Origin of the sequence: Actinopolymorpha rutila (assembly GCF_013407855.1) — a bacterium.
GTDB lineage: Bacteria > Actinomycetota > Actinomycetes > Propionibacteriales > Actinopolymorphaceae > Actinopolymorpha > Actinopolymorpha rutila.
The window spans coordinates 2896980-2910295 of record NZ_JACBZH010000001.1 but is presented as its reverse complement, the minus strand read 5'-3'; the positions used below and the strand labels follow the sequence as shown (position 1 = coordinate 2910295).

General features: G+C 69.9%; 8 protein-coding genes. All 8 read right to left on the bottom strand.

What is annotated here, in order from left to right:
• Positions 1-16: 16 nt before the first annotated feature.
• Positions 17-475, bottom strand: coding sequence for a hypothetical protein (locus F4554_RS12980; RefSeq protein WP_179787618.1), 459 nt, complete (start codon positions 473-475; stop codon positions 17-19).
• Between the two features lie 63 nt (positions 476-538).
• Positions 539-5074: a cation-translocating P-type ATPase gene (locus F4554_RS12975; protein ID WP_179787617.1), complete on the bottom strand. Its 4536-nt coding sequence runs from the start codon at positions 5072-5074 to the stop codon at positions 539-541.
• Between the two features lie 9 nt (positions 5075-5083).
• Positions 5084-6478: a glutamate decarboxylase gene (gad, locus tag F4554_RS12970; protein WP_179787616.1), complete on the bottom strand. Its 1395-nt coding sequence runs from the start codon at positions 6476-6478 to the stop codon at positions 5084-5086.
• A 152-nt stretch (positions 6479-6630) separates the two neighbouring features.
• Entirely contained in the window at positions 6631-7629 is a 999-nt protein-coding gene (locus tag F4554_RS12965) for an ABC transporter permease (protein ID WP_179787615.1), read from the bottom strand.
• A 59-nt stretch (positions 7630-7688) separates the two neighbouring features.
• A complete protein-coding gene (locus F4554_RS12960; protein WP_179787614.1) occupies positions 7689-8594 on the bottom strand; it encodes a carbohydrate ABC transporter permease in 906 nt (301 codons plus the stop codon).
• Between the two features lie 66 nt (positions 8595-8660).
• The gene (locus F4554_RS12955; protein WP_179787613.1) at positions 8661-10472 is read right to left on the bottom strand and encodes a type 2 periplasmic-binding domain-containing protein; all 1812 of its coding nucleotides are present in this window, start codon (positions 10470-10472) and stop codon (positions 8661-8663) included.
• A gap of 34 nt (positions 10473-10506) precedes the next feature.
• Complete coding sequence (locus F4554_RS12950) at positions 10507-11208, bottom strand: GntR family transcriptional regulator (protein WP_179787612.1); 702 nt, start codon at positions 11206-11208, stop codon at positions 10507-10509.
• A gap of 214 nt (positions 11209-11422) precedes the next feature.
• A complete protein-coding gene (locus tag F4554_RS12945) occupies positions 11423-13084 on the bottom strand; it encodes a GxGYxYP domain-containing protein (RefSeq protein ID WP_179787611.1) in 1662 nt (553 codons plus the stop codon).
• Between the last annotated feature and the right edge of the window lie 232 nt (positions 13085-13316).

Below are 13316 nucleotides of genomic sequence, written 5' to 3'. Positions count from 1 at the left end.
AATCCGCGACAGGCGTTCAGACCGCCTCCTCCAGCGCCCGGCCGAAGTCGCGCACCAACTGGTTGCGCTGGTCCTCTGCCAACAGGTGCCCCACCGAGATCACCGCCACCACCGGCCAGTCCACGATGCCCAGTGCGGCGACCACGGCCAGGCCGGCGAAGAACGCGAGCTTCTCCGTCGCCGGCAGGGTGACCGGACCGAAGAGCGGCAGCGTCATCCTCACCGTGTGCTTGTGGATGGCGTGTTCGGCCGCACCCAGCCGGTTGAAACGGGGCGTACGACGCGCAGGGGTGAGCGCCTTCGCGGCCGTGGCTTCCTTCCCGGTGGTCTTCTTCGCGACGGTTTTCCTCGCAGCGGTCTTCTTCGTGGTGGTCTTCTTCGCCGCGGACTTTCTCGCAGTGGCCTTCCTCGCAGCGGTCTTCCGGGTGGCCCGGGCGCTCGGTGCGGTGCCGGCTGTCGTCGGCGCAGCGGTCACGGTCCTCACCTCCGTCGCGTACGGGTTGCTGCAAACAGTAGGCAGCGCGGTGCCCCGGCGACCTCACCCAGGCTGGGTGAGCGGACCGGCGAAGTCACCCGAAAACCGGCGAACGGCCATCTCGGTCATTCCCTCCAGCGAGGTGCCCAGCGCTGTCCCGACACCCGCGGCGCCGAGCGCGGTGGCCCAGCCGACCGGGCCGAGCGGCCGGCAACCGAAGAAGTGGCTGAGTCCGGGCACCTGCACCACGGCGGCCAGGCCGAGCCAGGATGCCGCACCCGCGCCGACGACCAGCGGGCTGCGCCACCCGGTGACCATGGTCTGTCCCAGCTGGGCGCCGACCATCGACACCAAAGCGATGGTGCCGGCCCGGCCAGGCGTTCCGGTCATCCTCCCGACTCCCCACCCCGCCGAGGCCGCGGCCGCGGTCGCGCCTGCCCGAATCGCGACGTCCCGGGCCAGCCGCTGTCCGAGCGAGGCGTCGGGGCCCTCGTGCAGCAACGCCTCCGGGGTGAGGTCGGCGGGTGGCCGGATCGCCAGTGCCATCGCGGGCAGTACGTCGGTGAACAGGTTGACCAGCAACAGCTGCCGGGCGTTCAGCGGGGACCCCGAAGGTGAGAGCAGCCCGGCCCCGAGGGTGAACGCCGTCTCCCCGAGGTTGCCGCCCACCAGGACCGCGATCGCGTCCCGTACCGACGCCCACATCGCCCGGCCCTCGACGATCGCGTCGGTGATGGTCTCCAGCCGGTCGTCGGTGACCACCAGGTCGGCGGCTTCCCGGGCTGCGGTGGTGCCGTGCCGGCCGAGCGCGATGCCGACGTCGGCGAGCCGGATCGCCGGCGCGTCGTTCGAGCCGTCGCCGGCCATGGCGACCGTACGGCCGATGGACTGCAACGTCTGGACCACGCGTACCTTCTGCGCCGGCGTCACCCGGGCGACCACCGACACCTCCGGCAGGACGGCGGCCAGCGAGGCGTCGTCGTGACCGTCCAGGTCGGTGCCGGTGAGCACGCGCCCTCCGTCGAGGATGCCGAGCTCGGCCGCGATCGAGCTGGCCGTGGTGGGGTGGTCGCCGGTGAGCATCACCACGCCTACCCCGGCCCGGCGCAGCAACGCGACCGCCTGGGCGGAGGTGGGCCGCACCTGGTCGGCGAGGGCGAGGAACCCGAGCAGGTCAAGGCGTTCCACCCTGTCCTCGGTGAGGTCGCGGCGGCCGGACGCGGCCCGTTCGGCGACCGCGAGCACCCGGAATCCCTGCCCGGCAAGGCGATGCACCTCCTGCTCCACCTTCGCCCGCTCGGCCTCGTCCAGCGGACGTACGTCGGCGCCACGACGCCAACGCCTGCACTTCGGCATCACGACCTCCGGCGCGCCCTTCACCACCAGCCGCTGCCCGTGGTCGGTCGCGCCGAGCGCCGCGTGGTAGCCACGACCGGATTCGAACGGCACGTCGTCGACCAGGGTCCAGCCGGCCGCGCCGGTGTCCGCCCGAACGCCCACCTCCAGCGCGGCGTCCACCACCGCGCGGTCGGTCGGGTGTGCCGGCACCTCGCCCGCGACATGCTCGGGGCTGGCCCGCAGTCCGGCCGCCAGCACCAGGGCGCCCTGGTCGCTGAGCCGGTCCAGGGACTCCTCGTCGACGCCGTCCGAGACCCGCCGCAGCCGGATCCGCCCCTCGGTGAGCGTCCCCGTCTTGTCCATCAGCAGGGTCGTCACCCGGCCGAGCGTCTCCACCGTCGGGGGATGCCGGACCAGCGCGTTCCGGGTGGACAGCCGGCGCGCGGACGCCAGCTGCGCCACGGTCGCCACCACCGGAAGCCCTTCCGGTACGGACGCCACAGCCAGGCTCACCGCCGTGCCGAGGGTGTCGCGAAGCCTGCGCCCGCGCAGCAGGCCCACGCCGACCAGCGCGGCGCCACTCCCCAGCGACACCGGAACGGTCAACCGCACAAGGCGGTTCAGGCGTTCCTGGACACCCCCGCCGACCGGACGGTGAGCCGCCATCGCGCGGGTACCCCGGCCCGCCTCGGTCTCCGCGCCGGTCGCGACGACGACCGCGGACGTACGCCCGGCGGCCACCACGGTCCCGTCGTACACCATGCTGAACCGGTCGGCGACATCCGCGGCGGCGCACGGCTCGGCCGTCTTGGCGACCAGCTGCGACTCACCGGTGAGGCTGGACTCGTCGGTCTCCAGCGCCCGCTCGGTGAGGATGCGGGCATCGGCGGGCACGGCGTCACCGGCGCGCAGTACCACCACGTCGCCGGGCACCAGTTGGTCGGCGAGCACCTCCACCTCCTGGCCGTCGCGCCGGACCCGCACCCGGGCCGCACTGGTGTCGGCCAGCCGCCGGACCGCCCGGTCGGTGCCCACCCGCTGCATGCCGCCGATGACCGCGTTCACGCCCATCACCGCGCCGATCAGCGCCGCGTCGGACACCGAGCCGCTCACCGCCGCGACCCCGGCTCCGGCGGCAAGAGTGGGGGTGAGCGGGTTCGCCAGCTCCTCCAGGCTGGCGCCGAGAAGGTTCGCGGGGTGTTCGTCGCCGTCCGCCGACGCGGCCGGAAGCCGGGCAGCCGCCTCGTGCTCGGTGAGCCCCCGCGGAGTGCTGCGCAGCCGGCGCAGTGCGGCCGAGGGGTCCAGGGCGTGCCAGTGGTTGCGATCGGTGCGTACCGGCTCCGGCCGGCGGGCCAGCGCGGCGGCCGACCAGGTGCCGGACACGAAGCCCGCGGCAGCTGCGACGTTGACGCCGACCAGGGCGCGTTCGGTGGCACCGCGCGCGGGGCCGAGCGCGGCGAGCAGGGCGCCGGTGACCGAGCCGTACCCCGCCAGCAGAGCTCCGCGCCGGGACACCGTTTTCGCCGCGGTCGCCGCGTCCAGCAGCAGGCAGGCGTCCGACAGACCCGGTCCGCTCAGCAGGTGGGCGCCCCACGGTGGCCGGTGCCCGGGCAGCGGTACGCCGATGCCGCAGTCGGCGGCCGCGAGCGCGGCACCCGGCCCGGCTCCGACCAGCGCCACCACCCGGCCCTCGGCCTGCAACGCACGGACCGCGCCGGGCAGCCGGTTCCCCGCCGGCAGCACGCGTTCGACGCCGAGCCGGCCGGCCACGCCGCTCCCCCGCCCGGCGATCATCACCTCACCCGCGCCGCCTGACGCCGCCACCAGGGCGTCCGCCAGCGGCGCGAACTCCGGCTCCGCTGCCAGCACCGCGACCAGCTCGCCCGCTCGCACCAGCCCCAGCGCCACCGCACCCTGGCCGGCCAGCCGACGTGCCGCCGCGCGTACCGCCGCCGGAACCGAACCAAGTCGGTGAGCAAGGTCCGCCAGCGGCCCGAGCGTCCACTCGCCCTGCCGGTGCACGGTTCGCGGCAGGGCCGGGTCGAAGAGCGACTCGGCGCGCAGCCGCAGCCGGGCCTCGACCGCCGGCACAGTGCCGTCGGGATGGTGCCCGTTCCCGCTGTGCCCGTTCCCGCCGTGCCCGTTGGTCCTCGGGCGTCCGGCGGGTTCCGCCGGGGCCGGCGTGCACACCGTCAGCGGCCCGAGGACGAACCCGTCGGTACGCAAAACGGCCGCGTCCAGCACCACGGTGTCGACCCGGTCCAGCCGCCGCAGCGCCTCCGGGTCCAGGCACAGCGTTCCCCGCGCTGCCAACGCCCGGTTGACACCGGTCGCGAACGCTTCCCGGGCGACCTGCCCGGCCTTGGGAATCCCGGCACCGACCAGAGCGATGGTCCGCCGCGGATCACGGGTGGCCAGCATGGTCGCACCTGCGCCCACCACCGACGCCAGCCCGGCGACGTCGGCCAGCCGTTCCACCGGACCCGGCGGCAGCGGCGCCGGCCGCGGCGGCAACGACAACGGCGTCGTCCGCTGGCCGTCGTCGGCCGCGCTCAGCTCCGCCTCCCGACCGGCCCAGACCTGCCAGCGCCGCCCGGCCTCGTCGGCCAGCGCCAGCCGCTGGGCGGCGTCGACGAGCAACCCGAGCGGTCCCTGCGCGAGGCCCTGCGCGACCGCGTTGCCGGCGGCCAGCGTGAGGTCGGCAGCGGCCCGGCCGAGGAGGCGTTCCCACTCCCGGCGCAGCCGCGGCGTGGAGTCGATCAGGCTGACCAGGGTCGGCACCTCCGCCGGCAGCCGGGCGATCCGCAGTGCCCGGCCGGCGACGCTGAAGCCGAGCGCCGCGACGTCCGCGCCGAACGCGAGCAGCTGCCGCCGGCGCGGCTCCACGTCACCGGGGTGGTCCGGGCGTGGCGGGAAGGGGTCACCGGCCAGCCCGTGCCGCCGCTCCACGGCCGCGACGGCGGTCAGGACCTCGCTCAGGACCTCGGGCAGAACGTCGGGCAGAACGTCGGGCACGTCGCCTTCGGCGTACTCCACGACGACCCGGCCCAGCACCCCGTTCACCCACGCCCGGTGGACGCCCGGCAGCACCACCACCGCGTGCTCGAACTCCTCGGCCAGGCGCCCGCTGCCCGGCCGGTCGACCCCGCGTACCTCGACGTGCGCCCGGCCGTTGCCCACCCACCACCGGCGGGCGGTCCGGCCCCGGCGAGGCACCGCGGACACCAGCCCGGCACCCAGGCCCGGAACACGCAGGGACATCTGCCGCGCTCAGTGGTGGAAGGAGGACGTCGTACGGCCCTCGGTCGGCAGCCGCTCGCGCAGCCTCTCCAGGAACTTCAGCGCGTCGGCGATGTCCTCCAGCAGCAGGTGGGCGAGGTCACCCGACAGGCCGTTGCGTACCACGATCCGCATCACCACCACGTCCTCGCGGTTCTTCGGCAGCGGGTACGCCGGCACCATCCAGCCGCGGGCGCGCAGTCGGTTGGACAGGTCGTACAGGTCCCAGTTCCCGGTGTGTCCGTCGGCCAGCCGCCAGCAGACCACCGGGAGGTCGGTGCCGGGATACATCACCTCGAACGCCTTCATCGCGGCGAGGCCGTGGGCGATGGTCTCGGCGACGTCGTACGCGGCCTGCTGCACCCGGGTGAAACCGCGCCGGCCCAGCCGCAGGAAGTTGTAGTACTGCAGCAGCACCTGCGCGCCGGGCCGGGAGAAGTTCAGGTTGAAGGTGCTCTCCTCCCCGCCCAGGTAGGCCACCTTGAACACCAGCTCCTCCGGCACGCACTCCTTCGTCCGCCACACCGCCCAGCCCACTCCCGGGTAGACCAGGCCGTACTTGTGGCCGGAGGCGTTGATGGAGTGCACGCGGTTGAGCCGGAAGTCCCAGCGCAGCGTGGGATGCAGGAACGGCGCCACGAAACCGCCGGAGGCGGCGTCCACGTGCACGGGTACGTCGAGCCCGGTGCGTTCGTGCAGGTCGTCGAGCGCGGCGGCGATGTCGGCCACCGGCTCGTACGCCCCGGTGTAGGTGACCCCGAGGATGGCCACCACGCCGATGGTGTTCTCGTCCACCGCGTCGAGCACGCCCTCGGGGGTGAGGGCCGGCCGGTCGGCGGTGACCGGTACGTACCTCGGCTCCACCTCCCAGTAGTTCGCGAACTTCTCCCACACCACCTGCACCGCGGAGCTGAACACGATGTTCGGCCGATCGGCCGGCTTGCCCTCGGCGGCCCGGGCCCGCTGCCAGCGGCGTTTGAGCGCCAGCCCGCCCAGCATGCACGCCTCCGACGACCCCACCGTCGAGGTGCCCATCGCCGCGTGGCTGTCCGGGGCGTGCCAGAGATTGGCGATGATGTGGACGCAGCGGTTCTCGATCGCCGCGGTGAGGGGGTACTCGTCCTTGTCGACGATGTTCTTGTCCGCCGCCTCGGCGTAGAGTTCGCCGGCCTCCCGCTCCATCCAGGTGGTCACGAACGTCGCGAGGTTCTGCCGTGCGTTTCCGTCCAGCAGGATCTCGTCGTGGATCAGCTGGTACGCCGTCTCCGGCAGCATCTCGTCGGTGCCCAGCGAGTAACGCGGCACCCGCCGCTCACCCAGTCGTGCAAAGAGAGGGTTGACAGCCACCTCGTCCGGCAGCCGGGGCGAGGTACGGCGATAGCGCATGGCATCCCTCTCCCCCGCGGGCCGCACCTCCACGCCGGAGCACGGACTTCCGACCAGGGTGACCAGCTCGTGGCCACCCTGGCCAGGGCACAACGTCCGTGACGAAGGGACCTACGGCCGGGGACGGGATGCTCGTGACATCCGCGCGGTGCCTACCAGAGGCTCGTACGGCTGAACCGGCGCGCCGCCCAGTTCGCCAGGACCAGCATGATCAGCCCGATGACTCCCTGGAAGAGCCCGATCGCCGCGGCGTAGGAGTACTGCGGAACGGGAGACTTCAGACCCACCTGGTAGACGTAGGTGTTGATGACCTGTGAGATGTCGAGGTTGAGCGGACTCTGCATCAGCAGGGCCTTCTCGAACCCGATCGACATGATGCTGCCCACGTTGAGGATCATCAGGATCACGAAGACCGGGGTGATGCTCGGGAGGTCGATGTGCCATATCCGCTTGAGCTTCGAGGCACCGTCGACGATCGCGGCCTCGTGTAGTTCGGGATCGACGCCGGCGAGGGCCGCGAGGTAGATGATCGCGTCGAACCCGAGGTTCTGCCAGACACTCGATGCCACGAACATGTGCCGGAACCACGTCTCGCCGCCGAGAATGTCGACCGTCGGCAGGTGGAGGAACTGGAGCGCCTGGTTGAAGACGCCGACCCGGGGGTCGAACAGCAGCAGCATCATGCCGACGATCACCACGGTCGAGATGAAGTGCGGCGCGTACGTGACCATCTGCACCACACGTGCGAACCACCGGGTCCTGACGTAGTTCAGAGCAAGCGCGAGCACGATCGGCAGCGGAGCCATCGCGGCGAGTTCGTAGACGTGCAGGACCACCGTGTTCTTGATGATCGGGACGAACTGGTAGGAGTGGACGAACCGCACGAACTGCTCGAGTCCCACCCACGGACTCCCGGTGATGCCGTCGACCGGGTTGTAGTCGCGGAAGGCGATCTGGACGCCGTAGATCGGCCCGTACTTGTAGATCGCAAGGTAGAGCACCGGCAGCGCCAGCATGACGTACAGCTGCCATCCCTGCCTGATCTGGCGCCGGCGCCATCCCGGGCGGGCCGCCGGGACCGAATCCCCCGCCGGCGTGACGGCGGGCACCCCTGCAGCGGTGGTGTCGTCGCTCAACCGCGTCTGTGCCATCGAAAAGCCTCCAGGTCCTGCAAGGTCGTGCCGGTCTGACGGTCGGGTACGTCGTGGCCTCAACCCTTCAGCGAGCCGATCATCACGCCCTTGACGAAGTGCTTCTGCACGAACGGATAGGCGATCAACGGCGGGATGATCGCAACCATGATCAGGGAGTACTTCAGCAGCTCCTGCAGCTCCTGGCGCCGCAGCAGCTCCGAGGCCTCCGTCACGAGCTGGGGGTCGACCTTGTTCTGGATCAGCACCTCGCGCAGGACGAGCTGCAGGGGGAACAGCTTCTCGTCGGTGAGGTAGATCAGAGCGTTGAAGAACTCGTTCCAGTGGCCGACACCGTAGAACAGCACGTTGACGGCGATGATGGGCTTGGACAGCGGAAGCACGATCTTCCACAGGAAACGGAAGTCGTCGCAGCCGTCCACCCGTGCGGCCTCGAGCAGCTCGTCCGGGATCGTCACCTGGAAGAAGGTGCGGGTGATGATGACGTTGAAGACGCTCAACGCTGTCGGCACGATCAGCGCCCACCGGGTGTTCAGCAGCCCCGTGTCGTGCACCACGAGGTAGGTGGGGATGATGCCGCCCTCGAACAGCATCGTGAACACGAACGCCGCCATGATGAAGTTGCGGCCGTAGAGATCCTTCCGCGACAGTGCGTAGCCGGCCAGCACTGTCAGGACCAGGTTGACGGCGGTGCCGACCACTGAGTAGAACACCGAGTTGAGGTAGCCGATGACGATCGCGTGATAGGCCCACAGAGCGTAGTAGCCCTCGAGCGTCGCTTTGACCGGCCACAGGATGACGTCGCCTGCCACCACCCGGTTCGCGTCGGAGAACGACGCGGACACGACGTAGATCACCGGATACAGGACGGCGAGCAGGAACGCCGTCAGCAGGATCACGTTGACGGCATCGAAGATCCGGTCGCCCCGGGTCTCGGCGATCTTGCGTGTCGCAACGTCTGACATTTCATCCTCCGCACGTTCGACCAGGGAGGGAGGGCGGGCCGGTTCACGCGCCGGCCCGCCTCCGCCTTACTTGCCTTCAGTCGCCTTGGTCCAGGCGTCGTAGGCGTCCTGGTAGGCCTGTAGGTAACGCTCGACGCCGATCTTCTTGATCTCCTCGACGTAGGCGTTCCACTGCTTGTCGTCATCGATGTCGGACTTGCCGAGGCAGAACTGCGACTCCATCTGCTTCACCTTGTTGGTGATCGGCACGTTGGAGTCCGCCACCACCGCGGCCTGGTCGTTGTCGAGCGACAGCGGCGGCAGCTGCTTCTTCTTGTCCACCCGGTGCGGGTAGTAGGCGTTCTTGGTGTCGTCGTAGAACTGCTTCTCGAAGGTCGGCGCCTTGGGATCGACCAGCTCGCCGTTGCGGAAGTCCATGGAGCGGTAGTCGACACCCATCTGCGCCCACCACTGACCGTTCGGCGGCGGCCAGGTGCCCTGCGTCGTCCACAGCGCCTGGTTGCCGTCGATGCCCTTCTCGCCCTTCTTCGCGTACCGCCAGTCCTTGCCCTCGACGCCGCTGTAGGCACGCAGCATGTTGCCGAGCTCCTTCTGCGAGTCGGCCCACATGGCCGCGACGGCCGGGTTCTTGCAGCTCTTGGTGATGACGAAGTTGGTGACGCCCAGCCAGTTGTAGTAGTTCCACGCCGACACCCGCACGCCTCCGGGCCCCTGCAACGGCGCCATCGAGTGGTAGTCGCGGAAGCTCGCCTTCGGGTCGTCGTCGTTGATGTTCATGAAGCTGGCCCAGTAGTAGCCCCGCACGACGCCCATCGTGGGTGGCCCGGACTTGTTGCCCTGCCGCTGCAACTGTTCGGAGGTCTGGGTGAACGCCCGCTCGTCGATCAGGCCCTGTTTCACCAGGCTGCGGATGTATCGCCAGCCCTCCCGCCACTCCGGCTTGTTGACCGCGATGTCGACCTTGCCGTTGTTCAGGAACAGCCACGGGTCACCGGGGTTGTACAGGAACGAGCCCATGAAGTAGTCGCTCATCAGGTCACCGGACGACCCGCTCATGGGGATGACGTCGCCCTTGCCGTTGGGGTTGCGGGTCTTGAACGCCTGCAACACCTTGACGAAGTCGTCGGTCGTCTCCGGCTCCTTCAGGCCGAGCTTGTCCAGCCAGGGGCGGTACAGCCAGACCGACGGCGAGTACTTGCAGTGGTAGCAGTCGTTGACGTACGGCGAGGAGTAGATGTTGCCGTCCGGAGCGGTCAGCAACTTCTCCGTCTCGGGGTAGTCCTTGAAGACCCGCTGCGTCTCCGGGCAGTAGGTCTTGAGGATCTGCTTCTGGTCGATGAACAGGCCCTGCTGGCCATACACGTACAGCTGGGAGGGCGTGAACGGGATGCTCATGAAGGCGTCCGGGAGATCGCCCGAGGCGATCATCGCGTTCACCTTGGTCATCGTGTCGTCACCGCTGGCCACCACCTGCCAGTCGATGTGGACGTGCGTCTGTTCCTCGTACCACTTGGTGAACGCGTTGTTGGTCCAGTTCCCCGCCTCGGGACTCTGCTGCACCACGACCTTGAGGGTGACCTTCTTACCGCCCTTGGTAACCGGCCCCTTCGTGGCCGCACGCGGCCCCACGTAGCCGGACGGGTAGAGGATGTCGCCGCGAGGCGTGGTCTTCGGCCCGCCGGGGATCGCCAGCGAGTCCTTGACCGCCCCCGATCCAGAACCGGAGCCTGAGCTCTTGGTGCCACCTGAACACCCCGCCAGCACGCCGGCGCCCGGCAGGGCGGCGACCCCGAGAAAACCCGCGGCACCAAGAAGCTTTCTTCGCGAGATAGTCGCGCCGGCGCCGTCGGCGGGTGTCTGTCCGGGACTTTCCACCATCGTTACCTCATTTCTTGAAAAGCGCTTTCCCGCCTCACGAGTCGTAGACCGGCAACAGCCTGGAGCGAGATGCCTCCAGATGTGCCCGCATCGCCTTGTCCGCGGCGGTGGGATCACCGTTGGCGATTGCGTCGACGATTCTGTGGTGCTCGCGAAGTGCGGCAGTACCCATGGTGTTCTGGTAGTTGAGCCGAAGAATGTGCAGGTGGCAGTGCGTCCGGGCGAACGCAGTTCGCATCCGGACGTTGCCGCCGAGCTGCAGGACGAGGTCGTGCAGCCGATGGTCGTGCGCCGCCATCCGCTGGTAGTCCTGGTAGGACGTTCCCTTGGGTGCGGTGGGAATCGAGGCCAGCTCCTTGGTAAGGAGTGCGGCCTTGTCGTCGTCGATCGCGGCGGCGGCGCGGGTGGCCGCCCAGGGTTCCACCACGAACCGGAACTCGAAGAGGTCCTCGAACTCCGCCTTGCTGAGCAGGGGTGCGGTCGAGTAGCCCCGAAAGGGCTCCTTGAGGACCAGCCCCTCCGACTCCAGCCGGACCAGCGCCTCTCGCACCGGCGACTGGGAGACCTCCAGGGCCCGTGCCGCCTCGTCGATGTTGATCCGGGCGCCCTGGCTGAAGACGCCGTCCATGATCATTTCCTTGAGCGCTTCGTAGACGCCCTCGGCGAGGTTCTGCCGCCTGGGCAGCGCGATGTTTCCACCGCGCCCACCCAGTGACACCCGTCCACGTGCGCCCATGCCGCGCTCTTTTCAGGTAAGGAGCAACGAGATATTCAGGTAGGCCCGCAAAGGGCCGATAAACAAGAAGGAAGACGCGCGTTCGAGGAGAGCCCTCGATCGTGGATACACGATCCTATAGCCGACACGATCGCGCAATCCCCTGATGACGATTGCCCCCCGCGCTTCCGTTTTCGGACGCCGCCGGCCGGCCGGCGGCGTCCGAACGGGCAGCTCAGCGGTGCACGTTCGCGGCCATCATCCGTACGAGTACGTCCGGCGTCACCACGCGTACGTGTGGCGCCAGTTGGTTGACGACCGACCGCACGTCGTCCACACTCTTGCTCCACGCGTGCCAGATCACCAACGAGTACGCGTCGACGCCGGTGGGATCGCGGCCGGCGTCGTTGACCGTCGCGGCCACACTGGTCTCGTCGGCACCGGACAGTCCCTGCCACAACATGGCACGCGGAGCGACGACCGGCTTGTCGTTCACCCACACCACCCGGCCCCGGCCGGCGTCGTAGCGGGAGTACTCGAGGTACACCAGTCCCTCGATCTGGTCGTGCCGTAGGTAACTCGACCAGAGCGACGTGTCTTCCATCGACTCGAAGTCGAGGATCTGCACGACGCCGAGGTCGGCGCGGCGCATCTGGCCGGCGAGCCTTTCGGTGTGCAGGTCGAGGTCTGCCTTCGGATACCTGCTGGGATAGAGGTATCCGCTACCGGAGGGGCCGACCACGAACCGGTCACGGTGCGTACCGTCGGCCGCGTGGTCGTAGTACCACCGGAGCACCGACGGCGCGAGGTCGACCAGTCCCGGCGCGACGGCCCAGCCCAGGTCGAGGGACCCGCGCGACGGGCTGCCGTACCATCTCCGATCGCTCTGGAAGTCGCCGAGCAGCCACTGCACGTTGTCCCCGTCGGTGATCAGGAACGCCACGTGGTGGGTTCCCTGCGCCGGTGTCGGCACGTCGTCAAGCGGGTGTTGACGCACAGTGTCGAGGGTGATTCCGGACAGTGGCGCGAGGTTGCGGGCGTGGTCGGCGGCGATCGTCCGCACGCCGGCACGGGAGGAGACCGAGACGAACGCGTCCTCCCCCGCGGACGCGTCGCCCCAGCCGATGACCGCCGCGTCCGGGTCCAGGTCGGCCACGACCTCGGCGCGGAAGTCGGAGTTGCCGTCGAAGAACACGAACGCGCCGGCCATGGTGGCGTAGTCGCGCAGCTGGTTGGCGAAGTCCGGCTTCTGCTCGACCGCGACGTCGTGCCGGAGCCGGTTCCAGAACGTGTTCTTCACCCAGCGGTCGTCCCGGCCGCGGACGTCGAGGACCCGCCGCATCCGGTGGGCACGCGCCGTCGGCTCCAGACTCTCCTCCACCGCCACGGCCCCGACCAGTCCGGCCACGCTGGTGGCCACGTTCACCGACCCGTCGCCGTCGCGGTAGAGGACGTAGCGGTTCACCGGCTGGTCGGGCGCGCCGGCGCCGGGCGCGCCGAAGCGGTCCACCAGTTCCCACGCGCCGGCCGCCTCGACCACCTCCACGTCGTAGCGGTCGGCGAGATCGGCCAGCCACACCGGATAGCCCACGCCGGGCACGTCGACGTAGACCCCCTCGGCGGTCCCCTCGGTACCCGATTGCGGCCGGCGGCGCGCCAGCTGGCCCTGCAACGTCGCGACGAGCACGCGTTCGGCCGGACTCAGACTGCCTTCGGTCACGGCGTGCAACCGGGTCGGCCGTACGCCCTTCGGGAAGAGGCTGCGTGGACCGGCGGCCGCTCGCGCCGCGCGTGGCCGGACCAGGTCGACCGCGCCCATGCCCAGGACACCGGCGCCCGCCCATGCCATCCGACTCATCGCCTGCCGCCGGGAGATCCCGGACCGTGCCTCGGTCATCGCGAGCGGTTCCCTTCGTCGCCTCAGGTCGGGTGCTCGCACAGTAATGATCTTCGTTCCGGGGCCACCAGCCTTCGTCCCATGTAGGACGGCCAAAACGGCGCGACACACCGGATGTTGGGTTGCACCGGATTTCGGACCACAACATGTAGTCTCTCCGTGCTGGTGACCGCGGCGGGTGCGTGACGCGCGACGCGTGCTCCGTGGCTGCCGGCACATCTCATGACCTGCC